Annotated in this window: 15 protein-coding genes and 1 pseudogene; 10 read left to right on the top strand and 6 right to left on the bottom strand. The window is 49.6% G+C overall.

Features of this window, described 5'->3' with window-relative positions:
- Positions 1 to 16: 16 nt before the first annotated feature.
- The 5 genes and pseudogenes from efp (at position 17) to Q0499_RS01400 (ending at position 5,701) form a co-directional block, all read left to right on the top strand.
- Entirely contained in the window at positions 17 to 580 is a 564-nt protein-coding gene (gene efp / locus Q0499_RS01380; RefSeq protein WP_299195188.1) for an elongation factor P, read from the top strand.
- 173 nt (positions 581 to 753) lie between these two features.
- Positions 754 to 1,725 (top strand): EF-P lysine aminoacylase EpmA, encoded by a 972-nt coding sequence (epmA, locus tag Q0499_RS01385; protein ID WP_299195190.1) that lies wholly within the window; start codon positions 754 to 756, stop codon positions 1,723 to 1,725.
- Positions 1,726 to 2,314: 589 nt separating this feature from the next.
- Positions 2,315 to 4,309 carry a hypothetical protein gene (locus Q0499_RS01390; RefSeq protein ID WP_299195193.1) on the top strand — a complete coding sequence of 665 codons (1,995 nt, stop codon included), beginning with the start codon at positions 2,315 to 2,317 and terminating at the stop codon, positions 4,307 to 4,309.
- A gap of 464 nt (positions 4,310 to 4,773) precedes the next feature.
- Positions 4,774 to 5,187 (top strand): annotated as a pseudogene (locus Q0499_RS01395) (pilin); the annotation flags it as partial.
- A gap of 73 nt (positions 5,188 to 5,260) precedes the next feature.
- On the top strand, positions 5,261 to 5,701 hold the full coding sequence (locus Q0499_RS01400; protein ID WP_299195374.1) for a hypothetical protein: 441 nt from the start codon (positions 5,261 to 5,263) through the stop codon (positions 5,699 to 5,701).
- Between the two features lie 353 nt (positions 5,702 to 6,054).
- Here the strand turns inward: Q0499_RS01400 and Q0499_RS01405 are convergent, their stop codons facing one another.
- Positions 6,055 to 7,212, bottom strand: coding sequence for a PatB family C-S lyase (locus Q0499_RS01405; RefSeq protein WP_299195196.1), 1,158 nt, complete (start codon positions 7,210 to 7,212; stop codon positions 6,055 to 6,057).
- 246 nt (positions 7,213 to 7,458) lie between these two features.
- On the opposite strand from Q0499_RS01405, the gene Q0499_RS01410 reads away from it, so the two are divergent.
- From Q0499_RS01410 to Q0499_RS01425, 4 genes are read left to right on the top strand one after another with little or no spacing between them, the layout of a single operon-like run.
- A complete protein-coding gene (locus Q0499_RS01410; RefSeq protein WP_299195198.1) occupies positions 7,459 to 8,997 on the top strand; it encodes a 2-isopropylmalate synthase in 1,539 nt (512 codons plus the stop codon).
- Positions 8,998 to 9,044: 47 nt separating this feature from the next.
- Entirely contained in the window at positions 9,045 to 10,043 is a 999-nt protein-coding gene (locus Q0499_RS01415) for a hypothetical protein (protein ID WP_299195201.1), read from the top strand.
- On the top strand, positions 10,033 to 10,494 hold the full coding sequence (rimI, locus tag Q0499_RS01420; RefSeq protein WP_299195203.1) for a ribosomal protein S18-alanine N-acetyltransferase: 462 nt from the start codon (positions 10,033 to 10,035) through the stop codon (positions 10,492 to 10,494). Before Q0499_RS01415 ends, rimI begins: the two co-directional genes overlap by 11 nt.
- A 40-nt stretch (positions 10,495 to 10,534) precedes the next feature.
- Positions 10,535 to 11,203, top strand: a complete 669-nt coding sequence (locus tag Q0499_RS01425; protein ID WP_299195206.1) for an energy-coupling factor ABC transporter permease — start codon at positions 10,535 to 10,537, stop codon at positions 11,201 to 11,203.
- A gap of 165 nt (positions 11,204 to 11,368) precedes the next feature.
- Here the strand turns inward: Q0499_RS01425 and Q0499_RS01430 are convergent, their stop codons facing one another.
- Positions 11,369 to 11,920: a response regulator transcription factor gene (locus Q0499_RS01430; protein ID WP_299195209.1), complete on the bottom strand. Its 552-nt coding sequence runs from the start codon at positions 11,918 to 11,920 to the stop codon at positions 11,369 to 11,371.
- Positions 11,910 to 13,184, bottom strand: coding sequence for an ATP-binding protein (locus Q0499_RS01435; protein WP_299195212.1), 1,275 nt, complete (start codon positions 13,182 to 13,184; stop codon positions 11,910 to 11,912). Before Q0499_RS01435 ends, Q0499_RS01430 begins: the two co-directional genes overlap by 11 nt.
- 192 nt (positions 13,185 to 13,376) lie before the next feature.
- Between Q0499_RS01435 and Q0499_RS01440 the strand changes: the two genes are divergently transcribed.
- Entirely contained in the window at positions 13,377 to 14,021 is a 645-nt protein-coding gene (locus tag Q0499_RS01440; RefSeq protein ID WP_299195215.1) for a hypothetical protein, read from the top strand.
- Between the two features lie 36 nt (positions 14,022 to 14,057).
- Here the strand turns inward: Q0499_RS01440 and Q0499_RS01445 are convergent, their stop codons facing one another.
- From Q0499_RS01445 to Q0499_RS01455, 3 genes are all read right to left on the bottom strand, one after another.
- Positions 14,058 to 15,167, bottom strand: a complete 1,110-nt coding sequence (locus Q0499_RS01445; RefSeq protein WP_299195217.1) for an alpha-hydroxy acid oxidase — start codon at positions 15,165 to 15,167, stop codon at positions 14,058 to 14,060.
- Between the two features lie 59 nt (positions 15,168 to 15,226).
- Positions 15,227 to 15,910, bottom strand: coding sequence for a Fe2+-dependent dioxygenase (locus tag Q0499_RS01450; RefSeq protein WP_299195220.1), 684 nt, complete (start codon positions 15,908 to 15,910; stop codon positions 15,227 to 15,229).
- Between the two features lie 69 nt (positions 15,911 to 15,979).
- Complete coding sequence (locus Q0499_RS01455) at positions 15,980 to 18,223, bottom strand: TonB-dependent siderophore receptor (protein ID WP_299195223.1); 2,244 nt, start codon at positions 18,221 to 18,223, stop codon at positions 15,980 to 15,982.
- Position 18,224: the final 1 nt, after the last annotated feature.

Raw genomic sequence — 18,224 nt, forward strand, 5'->3', positions numbered from 1 at the left:
CTATTTCGAGATCGATATGGCAAATTACGCATCCAACCAGTTTAAAAACGGCCTGAAAGTGATGATCGAGTCTGATCCTTGCTCCATGGTAGACGTTGAGTTCGTTAAACCAGGTAAAGGCCAGGCCTTCACCCGGGTTAAACTGAAAAACCTGCTCACTGGCCGTACCTGGGAGCGGACCTTCAAATCGAACGAAACAGCAGAAAGTGCAGATGTCATGGATACTGATATGGAGTATCTCTACAGCGATGGCGAGATGTGGCACTTTATGGACCCAACCAGCTATGAGCAGGTCGCTGCCGATAAAACCGCTATTGGCGATGCGCACCTGTGGCTGAAGGAACAGGATAAGTGTCAGGTCACCCTGTGGAATAACAACCCTATATCCGTAACACCGCCAAACTTTGTTGAGCTGGAAGTTATTGAAACTGATCCGGGCCTTAAAGGCGATACCGCTCAGGGCGGCTCTAAACCCGCCAAGCTGCAATCCGGTGCTGTCGTGCGTGTGCCGCTGTTTATTGAGCAGGGCGATGTGCTGAAGATTGATACCCGCAGTGGCGAGTACGTGTCCCGCGCTTAAATAATGGTTTGAGCGCTATTGCGCTTGTTCTCACTGGGCTTTTAACGCGTTCAATTCAATTTTTACTATTTCAATGGCAGCCACGGCTGCCATTTTTATGTACAGGATGTACGGTATGCCGCGGGCGCATGGATGGGTAACAGCGGCGCTTTTTCATTTATGAGTAATCCCCGATGACTGAGTTATGGCAGGCGACAGCACCGATTGAAAATCTGCGCAAACGGGCACAGATCTTTGCGCAGATACGTGAGTTTTTTGCTGCGCGGGATGTGCTGGAGGTGGAAACCCCCCTGATGACCTCGGCGGCGGTGAGTGACCCCTATATCGATACCATCGAGTGTCGCTACCATCCGTTACCTGGACAGCAGGAGCAGGCCCGCTATCTGCAAAGTTCGCCAGAGTATGCGATGAAGCGGCTGCTGGCGTCCGGCAGCGGCGCGATCTACCAGATCTGTAAAGCGTTTCGCAACGGCGAATGCGGTCGTCGCCATAACCCGGAATTTACCATGCTCGAGTGGTATCGTCCCGGCTTTTATCACCATCAGTTGATGGATGAGGTTGAAGCGCTGGTGGGGCCGGTTATTGGCATGGCTGGGTTTCAGCGTATCAGCTATAACGAACTGTTTCGGCAATACCTCCAGCTTGACCTGCAAACCGCGACGGTTAACGAGCTGGCAGCTATAACCCGTCAGCATATTGACATTCAAATGGACGATGATAACCGCGACAACTGGCTGAATCTGCTGATGTCTCATGTGATTGAGCCGCAGCTGGCCGATAAAGGCGCGGTGTTCGTTTACGATTATCCAGCCAGTCAGGCTGCCCTGTCACGTATTGCTGAAGACGATAATGGTCAGCCGGTAGCGTGCCGTTTCGAACTGTTTATCGCCGGAGTGGAGTTAGCTAACGGCTACTACGAACTCACCGATGCGGCAGAACAGGCAAAACGCTTTGCTAAGGATATCGCCCAAAGACAAACCGAGGGATTACCGCTCAGACCGACTGATGGCTTGCTGGTTGAGGCGCTGGAAAACGGTATGCCTGAGTGCGCCGGGGTCGCGATGGGGCTTGATCGTTTAGTCATGTTAGCCCTGGGAACGGAGCAGATTAGTGATGTGATCGCTCTGCCGTTTGATCGGGCTTGATAAGAGCTGTGGCTAGATCGCCGCTTCGCGGCTGGCTAGTGGTTAGAACGTCGCTTCGCGACTGCTAGAAAAAGCGTAAAGAGCGAACTGCGGAGGGGGACTTACGGTTGGTTTTTTAGGAATCAGAATTTAGGGTGGGTTGGTCTGCTTTGTGCCAATAGCGGACATGCTCACCAGTGATTGATACGACGTGGTAAAGCTTTTCTTAATCCTTCAAGAACTTTGCTCCAACCAATTCGTTTTTTCCAAAGTTTGCCGTTTACCCAAACGTTGTAGCAATCAACACGGTTACTGCGATATAGTTCAATTCGATGGGTAAGTGGAACCCGTTGTAGTCTGTAATTTTGATTAGCCTGCGCAGCTCGGGTAACTCAGACGGATATTCAGGATGAATACCATAAATCCTTTTTTCCTCTCTGACAGATCCTGCCTTTGCATATTTAGTCTCATATTCCTGATACTTACGGCTTCTGCGATACTTCTTTTGCCCATCCTTACATATAAATACACCTTACAAGATAGCAAACCTTGCAAGCTTGTAAGGGCTCAATAATAAATTGTTATGCGGATAGTCGTGAATGGAGTTCATTTGTCTACTGAAAGTAAAATAATCGAAAAATCACTAAAATATGTTTCTTATTTGCAAAAAGGGAATCAACCTCGGAACCATAAGGAAGCTTTAAAATATTTCGTGATGTTTTTGAATACAATCGAAGAACTATCAAAAAATAAAAAACGCTATTCCATCAAAGTTGGCATCAACACACCTGAAGGAAAAAAAGAAGTTAACCTTCTAGACGATTGTGGTTTTGTATTGCATCATTTATATCCAATTATATTAACTTATTCTGATTTAGAAAAATTCGATCAATATTTTAAAATAACAACCAAGTTTCTAGAGTCGTCTCATGTCTCTTCTATATCAAAAACATACATAATAGATTTTGAGAATAAGAACTTTAAAGAGAAAATAGAAGAATCATTCGCAATAAGTTCTCAAGGTTTAGCAGCACTAAATGCTAGGCTAAAATTCAGTCGTATCGCACTTTCAAGTTCGGATAATGAGATATTTGGCGATAAAAATTCTATACGTAATGTTTTTTCAAAATACGTTTCTAAAGCTATTGAATTCTTTGTCTATAAGGGACAATTCATACAGGCAAGTGATTTCTTGAATGAGTTTCTAGATACTGCAAGCTCATCAATTGAAAAGTCTGTTTTAGTAAGCTCTATCGTGTCTCACAACGCTTCATATAACTTAAGAAGTCGAGCTGAACTTAATTCCTTTATAGAAGAGTATGAAGAGTTAATAAGCGATGAAGATTTAGAATATTTAAAAACCACTGTAAATTCTGAAGCGGGAGGAGTTGAAGTACATGGCTTTTCATTTGGTAATGGGACGTTATCAATAAACTCGACAAAAGATAAAAACGTTGTAACGCTAATACGTTTTTCAATTCCATCTGTTTGTTATAGTGTTGACAGTCAAGTCATTGAAATTGATGATAAATTAGAAATTATGTTATCTCCTGTATCAGCTTTTTGGGCTGACCCCATGTTTAGAATTATGAGCGGGTGGAATATAGCAAATATGGGGTGGAGCCACTTTTGTGATATTGAACCTGAAGAGGGGAAGAATTATACCCATATTCTTATTGCGATTAGAGAACTATATACACCTGATGTTAAATTAAATGAAAATAGCTATGACAATATAGATTTTTCAGAAAAAGAAGCCTTAATTGGGCGTACTTACTACCCACATAAAGAATTTGTTGTTAAGACTCTTTTATCAAATTTAACCGCGCTACAAAAGCATATAGAAATAGACAAAAAAGATATAAATGTAAATATGTTCTCTAATTATTTTGTTCAACATATAAATGAAATAACTAGAGAGAATATACATCACAAATTGTACGCAATAACAAATCCTGATTCTTACTCTAAGACTCTAACCAGATTTGTTGAAAGGCTTAATAGTGTAAATTTGGCTGATGCATTTATTGATATTCGAGAATTGATGCTCACAACCAAAATTGAAACTGAAAAAAGTTTAAAAGAATTCGTTTTTAGGTGTGTAGATCTATTTGTTAAGCATAATATAGAAAATCATGGTGGCTACAAATATTTATGGAAGAACGATGTAAATGGCAAACAGATTCCTTGCCGCGAACCAGAAACGCAACCTTATATATTTAGCCATTTAAGAGCAATTTTCGATTTTATGGGAATACAAATTTCCCGAGAAGTAGAAAGCTCAAATGGAGAGGTGGATTTCTTAGTTTCGTTTACTAATAGCCAAAATAAACTACTCAAACTTTGCGTTGAATTAAAATTAGCCCATGCCGAAAATGTTGAGAAAGGTTTAACTAAGCAATTACCCGCTTATTTGAAAGGTGAACGTTGTAAATATGGTGTTTATTTGGTTCTTTGGTACAAATGTGAGTTATTTGATCGACCAACAAAGTATAATTCTTTGGATGAATTGGAAGCTCAACTTAATAAAATAAATGCTAATAAAAACATATCTAATCTTATTATTGATTGTACTAAGCCCGTATCTCCTTCGAAGTTGAGGTGATAATAGGCGTTCAAACGGGAAAATAACAGCTGGTTGTTGTTCGTGCCTCACTCCTTATAGCCAGCTATTATTTGCCGCTTAACGTGGCGTTAATGTCCGCTTTGTGTCGAAAGCGGACATCTGGTGCCTGTTCTTTTTCTAGCAAGTAAAACGAAGTTTTACGTCTAACGACTAGCAAGCTGCGACGCAATATCTTGCTTGTTCGCCGCTACGCGACCCACCAGAAAAAGCGTAAAGAAAAACCCATGAGTTTGTTATAAAAAATTGCCCTGTGACATGAAAGGGTGTTGTTCTGGAAGCTGAGTGCTTGAAGCTTGGCGGGCAGGCCGTTACCTTTTAGTCAGTGTGTCTTTGAATAACGAGAAGAATTAGTAGCCCGTGTGAGCAGTGTTTAGCTGATCGCGTTTGATGCAGTAGACCTCTCAGCTATTGATTTGTTGTAAGTAAAGATGGCAGGGCCTGATATGAAAAAAAGAGATTCTGGTTTTACGCTAATAGAGATCCTGATTGCGGTGGCAATTGTCGGGGTTCTTGCCGCTATCGCTATACCTGCGTATACCAGTTATGTCACCCGGGCTAAAGTTACCGAAGGGTTTAGCATGGCTGATGGGGTTAAGTTGCAGATAACGCAGGAGGTGATGAATACCGGCAAGGTACCCATTACTGAAGCAGACCTGGGTCTGAGTCCGAATGACTACGAAACCAACTACGTTGAAAAAATCTGGATCACCGATGGCATTGTCAATGTTAGTTATAAACTACAGCAATTGGGTAGTCATAAGATTCTCCAGTTTGTGCCTGAATGTAACAATAACTATCTGACCAGCTGGACCTGCATGTCCCCTCCTGGAACAGGCGTATCAACAGATTATTTGCCTGATAGCTGTCGCTCGGGTACCGCACCAAGCCCTGGCTCCTGTACCGTGGCAAGTGTTTACACTCCCGGAAACAGTGGAACAGGTTCAAGTGGCTCAGGATCAACGGGAACAGGCTCGACGGGAACAGGCTCAACGGGAACAGGTTCAACGGGAACAGGTTCAACGGGAACAGGTTCAACGGGAACAGGTTCTAGTGGCTCAGGATCAAGTGGCACAGGCTCTAGCGGAACAGGTTCTAGTGGCACAGGTTCAAGTGGCACAGGCTCAAGTGGCACAGGTTCAAGCGGTACAGGTTCAAGCGGTACAGGTTCAAGCGGTACAGGTTCAAGTGGCACAGGTTCAAGCGGTACAGGTTCAAGCGGTACAGGTTCAAGCGGTACAGGTTCAAGCGGTACAGGTTCAAGCGGAAGCGGTTCAAGTGGCACAGGCTCAAGTGGCACAGGTTCAAGCGGAACGGGTACAAATGGCCCAGGTACAAGCGACACAAACCCACCTCTACAGTGCAGCGCTATAACCAATAAAAAAGATTGCGATGGGCAGAAAAAAGATCCTAACTGTGACTGGGACAGAAAGAAGAAAACGTGCAGTACGAGTTCTTTCAGTGGACCGGTTCAGTGCAGTGCAATAACGGATAAAAAGACCTGCGAGAAGAGTGAAAAAAGTAACAATTGTAAATGGAAAGACAAGAAAGGCTGTTATACAAAGCACTAAGATCTGCAGGGGGAAGCGCAGTCGTTAGATAGGTTACTTGCTTGAAAAAGCAGACATGGGCATCAGACCCTGTGCTTTTTCTAGCAAGTAAAACGAAGTTTTACGTCTAACGACTAGCAAGCTGCGAAGCAGCGTTCTGCTTTTAAGCGAAGTGAGCTACCCCCCAGGTAGCTGACTTAACATCGCCCGGCGTATCCGGTCTACCGCTTCAATCAGCAGGCTGCGGGTGCAGCCGAAATTGAGGCGCATAAAACGGTCATCGCCGAAGTCTCGTCCCGGTGACATGCCGACGCCGGCCTGCTCAAAGAAGTGGGCGGGGTTTTCCAGTTTTGCGGCGGAGACGTCGATCCAGGCGAGATAGGTGGCTTCTACCGGATTGAGTTTCAGCCCGGGAATCTGATTGATCTCTTTCATCAGGTAGTCGCGGTTACCTTTTAGGTAATTTAGTTGCTGTTGATGCCACTCGCCACCCTCCTTGTAGGCGGCCATCGTTGCGGTATAACCGAGCAGGTTAACGTCCGGGACGATCCCTTTGCGGACCTGCTGAAACTGTTTGCGCAACTGTGGGTCGGGGATGATGGCAAAGGAGCAGCCCAAACCGGCAATATTAAAGGTTTTACTGGGGGCCATCAGAGTGATGGTTTTGCTGGCGATCTCGCTGTCCATCGATCCCAGCGGAACATGTTTCAGCCCCGGCTCCATAATCAGATCACAGTGGATCTCATCCGAACAAACCGTCAGATTGTGTTGCAGACAGATATCCGCCAGACGCTGTAATTCATCTTCACGGTAAACGGTGCCGCCCGGGTTATGCGGGTTGCAGAACAGCAAAAGTGTGGTGGTGTCGGTAATTGATTGTTCCAGGGCGTCGAAATCGATTAGCCAGCGTTGCTGTTGTTCAACCATGGGCACGGTGATCAGACGCCGGTCAGATAAACGGGGTGCTGACATAAAGGGCGGATAGACCGGTTTGGCGGTGGCGACCTCATCCTGACTGACACCGACACTGCGGCAGGCCAGATTCAGACCACAGACAAGCCCGGGCAACCAGACTAACCACTCCTCCTGAATCTGCCAGTGATAGAGTGTTTGCATCCGCTCGATAATTAACTGACTGAGTTCAGTCGGAGTGTTGGTATAGCCAAAAATTCCATGATCAACCCGAGCCTGCAGCGCTTCAATCACTGCAGGAGGGGCCATAAAGTCAGTATCGGCGACCCACATCGGCAGAATATCGGTGTCGCGGTATTTTTCCCACTTCTGGCTGGAGGTTGTATGGCGGTCTACTGGTTGATCGAAATGATCACGGCTCATCGGCTGAATCCCTTTAGTTTAGAGGCTGGCAGAGACTTATTTGTATGTCATTAAGTTGCAAATAGCCATCAGGAAGTTATATTAGTCGGTATCAGATAATATAGTGGATATGGCCTTAATTTTCCGGCAATTTTTTGATTGTAGCGATACAGTCCCGCCAGCTGCCGATCCCTTTTCAGCCTAATCAATACAGCTTGTTTGCCGCATCTTTTAAAGTCGCAGCTAATCAGTTTCTGGAGTCCGGTCATGACCGATAATAACCGTGTAATTGTTTTTGATACCACCCTGCGTGATGGTGAGCAGAGCCCTGGCGCATCGATGACCCGCGAAGAAAAACTGCGGATTGCCAAGCAGCTGGAGAAAATGCGGGTGGATGTGATTGAGGCGGGTTTTGCGATCGCTTCTCCGGGTGATTTTGCGTCGGTTAAAGCGATTGCCGACACTATCAAAGACAGTACTGTGTGTTCTTTGTCACGGGCACTGGATGCTGATATTGACCGCGCCGGTGAAGCGCTGGTGAATGCCAATTCCGGGCGTATCCATACCTTTATCGCCACCTCGCCGATCCATATGAAGTACAAGCTGCAGATGGATCCGGACCGAGTGGTGGAGCAAGCGGTCTATGCGGTGAAGCGTGCACGCAATCTGATTGGTGATGTTGAGTTTTCGCTGGAAGACGCCAGCCGTTCAGAACTGGACTTTATGTGTCGCATCATCGAAAAGGTGATCGATGCCGGTGCCCGCACCATCAATATTCCAGATACCGTTGGTTATGCGGTGCCGGAGGAGTTTGGTCACACCATTCAACAGTTACTGCAGCGGATTCCCAACGCCGATAAGGCGGTATTCTCCGTACACTGCCATAACGATCTGGGTCTGGCGGTGGCTAACTCGCTGGCCGCTCTGAGTGCCGGTGCACGGCAGGTCGAGTGTACTATCAATGGTCTGGGAGAGCGGGCTGGTAATGCGTCACTGGAAGAGGTGGTGATGGCGCTGCGCACCCGTCAGTATGTGCTGGGGCTGCATACCGGTATCGACACCACGCAGATCGTGCCGGCTTCGCGACTGGTGTCCAGCGTGACCGGCTTTCCGGTGCAGCCAAACAAGGCGATTGTCGGTGCAAATGCGTTCGCTCATGAATCGGGCATCCATCAGGATGGTGTACTGAAACACCGCGAAACCTACGAAATTATGACCGCTCAGGATGTCGGCTGGAACGCCAATAAGATGGTGATGGGCAAGCATTCAGGCCGCAGCGCTTTCCGCGCCCGCCTGGAAGAGTTGGGCACCAGCTTTGAATCGGAGGCCGAACTGAATACCGCGTTTGCCCGGTTTAAAGATCTGGCCGATAAAAAACATGAGATCTTCGATGAAGATCTGCAAGCACTGGTGAGTGATACCCGTGCGTCTCATTATGAGAAGTTCAAACTGAGTAGCCTGTCAGTGACTTCACAGACCGGTGAAGTGCCGGTGGCTAACGTGACCGTTGTGGTGAGTGATAGCGAACACACCGCAGAAGCGGTTGGCAGTGGCCCCGTAGATGCTGCATTCAAAGCGATTGAGTCGATTGTTAAGTCACATGCGTCACTGGAACTGTATTCAGTAAATGCGATTACCAGCGGTACCGATTCTCAGGGTGAGGTGACTGTGCGGCTGGAGAAGGGAGGCCGTATCGTTAATGGTTTGGGAGCGGATACCGACATTATCATCGCTTCGGCTAAAGCCTATATCCATGCGCTGAATATGCTTGAATCAACCGAAGAGAAAGCCCATCCGCAGGTTTAACTAACGCTTTAATTTAGTTATCAGCTCAGGGCAAAGGGAACAACAAAATGGAGCAGTCGCTGCGTCATCAATATCTGGAAACGATGGGCATTGTCAGTTGGCTGCCCCGTCGACAGCTGCCCGGTGCCCGTCCCACCCCGGACTGGGTGTTGGAGTACTGCTGGCCGGAAAATGACACTGCAGCGTTATCGGGTAATGGTCAGGCAGCGACTGCTGCGCCGATTCTGAATCCTGCTGATCGTGCCATCGCTGCCAGACAGGCCCGTGCTGAGCTGAGTGCCAGCTTTGGTTCTGAGCCAAAACCCGCCCGCGTTAGTGCCTCTGCTGTACCCGCAGCGGTTGCTGCGACGATTACTCAGCCAGCGCCGGTTTCTGTTACGCCGACGCCTGCTCCGGTTGCAACAGCACCGGCTTCAATCGTCCCAGTTTCAGTACAGATCGACGCCGGTGCTGATGATATCAGCCTGTCGTCGTCTGAGCCGGTCGATCTGCATCTGCCGTCTGTGTCTGAGCAAGCCGAGCAGAAGCCCTTTAAACTGGCGTTCATGGTGTATCAGGACTGTCTGGTTATCGACTCTCTGCCACCAGTGTCAGCTTCATCCCGGACACCACAGAACAGTGGTCAGGCCGATGCTCATCATCAGATATTGTTAGATAAAATTCTCCGCTCTATCGGTCTTACGGGGGGGACGACAACTGAGTACTACACGCTGCCCTGGCCGATGTTCGCCAGTAAATCACTGGATCAGGGAGCGGAACAGGCACGCCTGACCGTACAGCATAAACTGAAGAAAAGTTTGCAAAAGAGCCCGGTGAATACCGTGTTATTACTGGGTGAGTCCGCCGCACAGATGGTGTTGGAACGCACCGAGCCGCTGGATCAGTTGCGGGGTATGCTGTTTAGCCTGCGTTCCAGTGTTAAAACCCTGGCCTCTGCCAGTCTGACCGAGATGATGATGTTGCCGGGCTGTAAACGGGAGGTCTGGAGTGATCTTCAGCCGCTGCTCGATCACCTGCAAAAGCACTCTGTCACCGATGGAGAGTAATCTTCTGCGGCCGCTTGAAGCAGCCGACCTTCCCCAGCTTTCGCAATTAGAAGCCTGTTGTTTCAGTCCGCCATGGTCTGATGCTCAGTTACTTTCGTATCTCAGAGGTAAGCGCTATCTTTGTTATGGCCTGTGGCAGGATGAGCAGTTAAATGGATTTGCTCTGTTAACCACGGTTCTGGATGAAGCTGAACTGTTGCAGATCGGCATTCGACCTGAAGCGCGGGGACAGGGTTTTTCGAGTGAGTTACTGAACTTCGTTCACGAGCAGTTGGAAAACTGTGGTATTAGCCGAAATCTGCTGGAAGTGCGCAGATCCAATGAGGCCGCCCGAAAGCTTTATAGGCGCTTGGGCTATAAGGAAGATGGTGTGCGTAAAAACTACTATCCGGCTGAGGTTGGCTACGAAGATGCCATTTTAATGAGCTGTAACAACCTTCTTTTACTGTAAGGCAGCTAAACTCTGCAGAATTCACTATACGGATGCGGATATGAATATAACCACAGAGCTGATTACCGGCTTCTGGTTCTGGTTTGCACAGGTCGGCTATTTTCTCCTGCTGGGGGTGGCAATCTGGTCCGCCCCCTGGTCCACTCTGGTCAACAGTCGACAACTACAGCACCTGTTTCTCGGGACTACCGTCGGTTTGATGATTTTATGGCAGATGCGGGCCGGAATCTCTCCCGGACTGGGGATTCATTTCCTCGGGGTGACGGTGCTTACCCTGATGTTTGGCTGGGATCTGGCAATCCTGTCAGCCAGCCTGGCACTGTTGGGGACCACCCTGATCGGACGGGAGGGCTGGGACGGTTTTGCCGTCAACGGGCTCTGTACTATCGTCATCCCGTCGCTGGTTAGCTATCTGATTCTGCGTCTGGTAGAGGCCCGCCTGCCGCCCAATTTTTTTGTCTATCTGTTTCTTTGCGCCTTTCTCGGGGCAGGAGTGGCAACTCTCACCGGCGGGTTGAGCATGGGCTTTCTGCTATGGATCAGTGATGTCTACAGCAGCGAGAAGATTTATAACGAATACATTCAGATTCTGCCCCTCATCATGTTTCCGGAGGGCTTGCTGAACGGAATTATCATGACCGGTATGATGGTGTTTTATCCTGACTGGATCCGCACCTTTGATGCGAAAAAATATATTGATGATCAGTAAAGGATTCTAACTCGACTGTCACAAAAGCTTTAAAAGCCGTTGCTCGTTGCTCGGAAAAGCCTTCTAAATAGTTTCAGGATTAAGCGATCAGGTTAAGCGCTTTGTAAGAAAGTTGTTGTGTTCGGTTTGTGAAGGGCAATAATCCCGAGTCCACAACGAGCAACGTTAATGCTCTTCCCTGACCGGACGTTTTTGCAGCTTGCGTTGCAGGGTTCTCCGGTGCATCCCTAATGCCCGGGCAGTGGCGGAAATATTGCCTTCATGCTCGGTCAGCACTTTCTGAATATGCTCCCACTCCAATCGGCCAACGGACATCGGTTTGTCCGCAATTTCGACATCTGGATCGGGTTGGGTGCCTTTCAGTTTGGCCAGAATCTGGTCAGTATCGGCAGGTTTAGCCAGATAGTCAGTGGCTCCTAGCTTAATCGCTTCTACCGCCGTAGAGATACTGGCGTAACCGGTCAGAATCAGAATTTTGATATCCGCATTCACCGCTTTTAACCGGGGAATGAGGGTGATGCCCGAGGCACCGTCCATCTTCAGGTCAAGGGTTGCCAGATCGGGAGTGAACTGCTCCAGAATCAGTAGTGCCTGTTCGGCAGAGCTGGCAACCGCCGTTTCATAGCCGCGCCGTTTAATTGCCCGGCTTAACACCCGGGTGAAGGTTTCGTCATCATCGACAATCAGAAAGCGCAGCGGCGTTGAATTAGTATCCATAGTGTGAACTCTCCTTAATCAGAGGCAGTTTAACTTCGGTGAGTGTGCCACCGTCGGGATGATTAAACAGGCAGACTTGGCCACCGTAGCTATCCAGAGCCGAGGCCGTTAGAAATAGCCCTATTCCAAGGCCTTTTCCCTTGGTGGTGATAAACGGGCTGCCCAGATTTTCAGCTTGTTCAAGTGGAATACCGGGGCCCTGGTCATGGATGGTAAAGAGTATCTGTTGGCTGTCAGATGAAAGCTGAATCTGCAGCGGCTGCTCAGAGGCGTCAGCGGCATTATTCAGCAGGTTGATGAATGCCTGTTGTAATGGAATTGAACTGAGAACAGTCGGTTGCCCCTGCAGATGAATTACCGGCGTGTTAAAACTGGCGGTAGGCCGCAACAGGTGCCAGCGTTCCAGTATCTCATGGAAAAACTGCTCGGCAGGCAGCGCTCGTGCTTCTTTCTGTTCCTGTTTTACCGATTCTGCCAGGTGCTTCAGACGGTCGGAACAGTTTTCAACCTGGGTCTGCAGTATCTCTATATCCTCAAGCAGTTCCGCATCATCACTATGATCCAGTTTCATCTCATGCAGCACCACTCGCATAGTGGCGAGTGGTGTACCCATCTCATGGGCGGTGCCCGCGGCCATGGTCGCCAGAGAGAGAAGCTGATGATTGCGCAGACTGGACTCTCTGGCGCGGTTAAGTTTCAACTCCTGACGCTGCAGGTTCTCGCGAATATTAACCACAAACCAGGTGATCAGAGCTGTTGTGAGAATAAAGTTGATCCACATGCCTGCCAGGTGAAGGTCCAGGAGTGCGATTGCCTGATGCTGATGTCCGGTATCCGGAAGGGTTATCGGTATAAAGAGTTGCATCAGCAGAGAGTAACTGAGAGTGACCAGCAGTGCGGTCAGCCAGGTATAGCGCCGGGGTAGTGATGTTGCGCTGATAATCAGAGGGATCAGTAATAGCGCAGAAAAGGGGTTGCTCACTCCGCCCATCTGGTATAACAGGCAGACATAGAAGGCGATGTCGGCAATCAGTTGGAAAAAAAACTCCAGCTGGGTCAGCGGCAGCGGGGAGTTCAGGCGTAACAGTGACAGCAGATTCAGTAGCGCCATCGCCAGCAGCGCGAAGGCGATCAGCCAGAAATTAAGACTGACATGCAGGCCAAAAAACAGATACAGCAATAGCCCGCTCTGGCCAAAAATAGTGACCGTACGGATATAACTGAGCTGGAGTAGCTGGTGGCGGGTATTTGTGATGTAGTTCATAGCGCTAGCTTGGCAGAAAGCGAAATTATAACCAAGAGCGCTGCGTCACGAATGTGGCAGATTGTCGCACTGTTTATCCTCAATAGTTGTGGACTGCCGGGTTTCTTTGATACTTTGCTTTATCTTATTGGTCTGGCAGGCGAGTCTCCGGTTTAGCTTAGCTGTTTTTGCGAACATAAAACGGATTTGAATATGGAACAAAACAGGACAATTAGATTCCTCTTCGGGTTAATTCTGCTGGTGAGTGCGTCGCCTGGCTATGCTCAGGCTCCTCTAAACTGTGATCCGGCTGAGGTGCCTGCGTATGTCATCACCTATGATCATGTGGTGACCCGGTTGATTGATGAACAACCGGATAAGAAAGGCCGCCAGGTCATTACCGCAAGCAGCGATGCCAGTTTCCATGAGGAAGCGGGCGAGATGCTGGATAGCGCCGCAAAGCGTCGTGGTGAAACAGTCTATAGCTCATACCGAAAAGAGCGATGGGAAACCCCGGACGCGATATACACCTACCTCTCTGTTGGCGATATCGCTCGCGTGCGGATGCATCCGCTGATTGAGAAAAACACTATCCCTTATGCGCTATTATCCCCAAGTGAGCCTGTGCGAACCATCGCCGGGTTTCAGTGTAACTGGCGTGAAGAGGATCTCGCCGGAGTGCAGACAACTCAGCGCTGTGAGGCAGCTTTTTACGGTTGGACCGTTCCGCTGTATACCCGCACGATAGCTCAGGGACGTGATATTCTGTTTTCTGAAGCAACGGATATCAGTCATCAGTGTGTCAAAAAAGAGGCTGTATATGTGCCTGAAGACCGGCCCTGGAAGTTCTCTGAATGAGCTTGGTTTAGTCCGGTCTGTATCAATAGTACTAAGTCAGGTTTCGTATAGCCCTTGCCGGGTGATTTTATCGAGGGTGTCTGTCCCCATCATCGCCATGGTGACTTCCAGTTCTTCCCGTAAGATTCTCAGCATATGGGCGACCCCGGTTGCGCCTGCCACGGCGAGTGAATAGAGCTGTGGTCTGCCGACCATCACCAGGTTGGCTCCCAATGCCAGTGCTTTATACACATCGGTGCCGCGTTCGATGGCGCCATCCAGAATCAGTGGGTAATCAGGTCCTACCGCTTTGCGGATGGCGGGTAGCAGTTCTATGGCGGCGGGGATTGAGTCCAGCGTCCGGCCGCCGTGATTAGAGACGATTACGCCTGCGATACCCATCTCTTTGGCTTTTAGCGCATCTTCAGGATGGAGGATCCCTTTCAGAATGATGGGCAGATCGGTCTGTTGTTGCAACCAGGCGATCTCTTTCCAGGTGGGGGCTTCGGTCATCATTCCCTGAAAGACAATGCTCTGTTCCGGCGTCAGCGTTTTGTGGGGCAGGGGTGGCCGGTAGCGCAGATTGACGGGCTCGACCTCTTTTGGGAGCGAAAACCCCGCCCGCTGAGCCCGGTTGCGAATGCCATGCAATGAGGCATCTATGGTGACGATGAGTTTACTATACCCGGCGGCTTCAGCACGTTTTACCAGATCCCGGGTAAATGTGAGCGATTGCTGAAAGTACAGCTGAAACCATTTTGGTGAGGTTAGCTGCGCTGCGATCTCTTCAAGGCTATAGCTCGACAGGGTGCTGACAACCATACCGGTTTCCAGGGCGCTGGCAGCCTGTGCGGTTGCGATCTCCCCCTGAGGGTGCACCAGCGTATGAAACGCTACCGGCGCCAGAAGAATCGGATGACGAAATTTTTCCCCCATGAACGTTGTTGCCGTTGTGCCCTGGGTGCAGTCGTTAAGCATGCGGGGCAGCAATTGAATCTGGTCCAGCGCCTGGCGGTTTCTGCGCAGGGTTAACTCGTCAGCGCCACCCCCGGCGATATATTCATAGATGGCGTGGGGGATATGCTGTCGGGCATAGCGCGGGTAGTCTGATACAGAGACCAGATCAGATGGGATCTGTAACAATGCTGCCTGGGGGTTATCTGACATCGATCAGTCCTGTTTATGCGTGTTGTTAAATGTTTGTTTAGTTGCGTTGTTTAGCCGTTCTAGGTATCCGCCAGTTGACGGATGAGTCGATGATATACGGCGGTGAGGCGAACCACATCGGGGTGTTGATGGTGATGCTGCATCGTGAGTGACTGCACCGATTGATCCAGATCGTAGAGCATCTCGCGTTGTTCATGCTCTCTGACCATGCTCTGTATCCAGAAGAAAGCCGCCAGGCGGCATCCCTTTGTCACCGGGGTTACCCGATGTCGGCTGGTTGAGGGATAAAGAATCATATCGCCTGCGGAGAGCTTCACCCGGTGGGTTCCGTAATTGTCTTCTATCTCCAGCTCACCCCCTTCATATTCATCGGATTCACTGAAGAAGATAGTCGCGGAGAGGTCTGTGCGAATCCGGGTGTGGGTGCCCGGTGCGATGCGGATAGCGTTATCCACATGAAAACCGTAGGTTTCACCGATATCATAGCGGTTGAACATGGGCGGTAATATTTTTAAGGGCAAGGCTGCAGAGATGAATAGCGGATGCTGTGCCAGAGCATTGAGAATGCAGTCACCCAGTTGCTGTGCTAAGTCGGAATCGACCGCGAGTTGCTGGTTGTTTTTTATATCTGCCGCCTGGCTTCCGGCAGTGGTTTTGCCATTCTGCCATTGAGCCTGCAACAAGTGGCTGCGAATCTCTGCGGCCTCGGCTTTGCTGAATACCGATTCGATTGGAATAATCATCGTGATCTCACTTTAAAGTGTTGCCGTCCGTGGCAGGTATCGCTCCATCATTTTTTGAAGTGCTCCTGTTTAGAACTTGTAGCTCAGCGTCAGGTTGGCCGAGCGTGCATCACCGATATAAACGATGCTGCCTCCCCGGTAGACGGCGGTGTAGTACTCTTTATCCGTGAGGTTCTGAATGTTGGCGCGCCACTCAAGCTGGCTGCTGAATTGATAGGTCGCAAACAGGTCATAGACGCTATAGCTGGAAATACTGACTCTGCCAGTGCTGCCAGCATCAGGTTGCCCTCCTTTAATGTCACTGGAGTAGGTGGCATTGCCTCCCACAGAGAATTGTGGCGTCGCCTGGTAACGCAGCTGCACATTGGCGCTTTCTTCAGCGAAGTTGGCTTTAGGTAAACCGACGTTCGCCGCGTTAAAGGATTCCAGCGTCTCCGAATCCATCACCGCAATACCGAACTGGCCACTCAGTTTCGGGGTAAGGTTGCCGGATAATCCAAGTTCTACACCTTCGACCCGGTTTTTACCGGTATTAAGGTTGCCGCCTGACTGATAAGAGTCATTCCCCCCTTCGATGACATCATCTTTGGTAATCTGAAACACTGCAGCGGTGAGCAGTAGTTTTTCATCCATCAGGTTCCATTTGGTGCCCAGCTCGAGATTGATTGCCTGCTCGGGTTTGGCGTTGGAGTAGTTGCCATCGGCATCGGTACAGATGCCTCCATAGCCACAGTTGCCTGCGGAGTCGGCTTCACCGCCATTGATATTCGATGAGCTGCTGACGTTGGCGTAGATATTGCCATTTTCCCAGGGTGAGTAGACCACCCCAAGGTGACCATTGAGGAAGCCATCTTCATACTGGTAGGTTTTTTCCGGCACCGGTCCACCGCGACCATTGGACGCTGCCAGCCACAGGTCATATTCAAAGTAGTCATAGCGCAGTCCGCCAAACAGCTCCCAGTCCTGATTCAGGGTGATAGTGTCCATCAGGTAAGCTGAAGCGGTATTCAGGGTTAAATCAGTTGTCGGGCTATGCTGCTTAGTCGCACGGTTGGTGCTGAAATCAATGTTGTACGCATTGCCATCACTTCTGCCGACGGCGAGAAACGCATCAGTGGCACCCTTGACCTTTTCCTGAGCCAGCTCGATACCGGTGATAATGGTGTGGCGCTTGCCCCCGATCTCTTTATCAATGATCAGGTTGGTCTGGTTGCCGACGTAAGTATTGTCCTGCCAGCCGGCAAAAGTGCGGTTGCTCAGGGTGACAGGAGTGGTACGAGAAGCCTGCTTGGTGGTCGTCACATAGTCGTTGCTGGTTTTGCCGTAACGGGTTTTGTTTTCCAGGCGGGTCTCATTGTTCAGTTGGTAATCGAACGTCAGGGTGAGGGTATCTGCGCCGGATCGCTGAAAATCCAGACCTTTGATACCTGGGTAATCCTGCCCGCTATAAGGTTTACCATCGACTAACCGTGTACCCAGATCGGGCCGGTCATCGGCGCGGTAGTGGTAATAATCGGCTGAAACTTTCAGATCTTCGCTCGCCTGATAAACTCCGGACAGCAGCGCCCCCTGTCGCTGTTCGTCGGCCGGATCCCGTGCGGGAATGCCTGCCTCACTGTAGAGGACGTTAAAGCGCACCGCGAGGTCATCACTGACGACTTTGTTGGTGTCCAGGGTGTAGCGTTGATAGTCGTCAGTGCCGAGACCGCCGGTCAGTTCAGTGAAATCATCCTCCAGACTGGCCTTTTTAGTCACACTGTTGACTGAGCCACCGGTCGAGCCGCGCCCGGCAAACGTTGAGCTGGGGCCTTTACTAATTTCAACCTGTTCCAGCGCAAATGTATCCCGCGAAATCAGCCCCGGCTCGCGCAAGCCGTCGGTAAAAATATCGCTGCGAGCTTCATAACCACGGATGATATAGCGGTCACCAAATGAGTTGCCGCCTTCGCCGGTTCCCAGGGTGATACCGGGTTGTGCACTGAGAATGTCTTTCAGCTCGGTTTTACCCGAATCTTCAATCGCCTCTTTGGTCAACACCGTCATGGTAGCCGGTGTTTCAGCAATATCGCGGCTGTGTTTACTGCCGGATAGTTTTTTGGCCTTATAGGCCGCGCCGGGCTGAGCATAGGGATTACTGTCGGGCTGAATCGCATTATCTTCAACCACCAGCGAATCAAGTCTGACCTCTTCCGCGTTTACATTCGCAATAAAGGTTGAGGATATCGCCAGTGCCAGAGAGCTCGCGACAGTACCTGACGACAGACTGCTTCTGGGTTTTGTACGTAGAGTGTTTGGACGGTATAAATTGGACACT

The sequence above is a fragment of the uncultured Amphritea sp. genome, from assembly GCF_937127095.1.
Lineage (GTDB): Bacteria > Pseudomonadota > Gammaproteobacteria > Pseudomonadales > Balneatricaceae > Amphritea.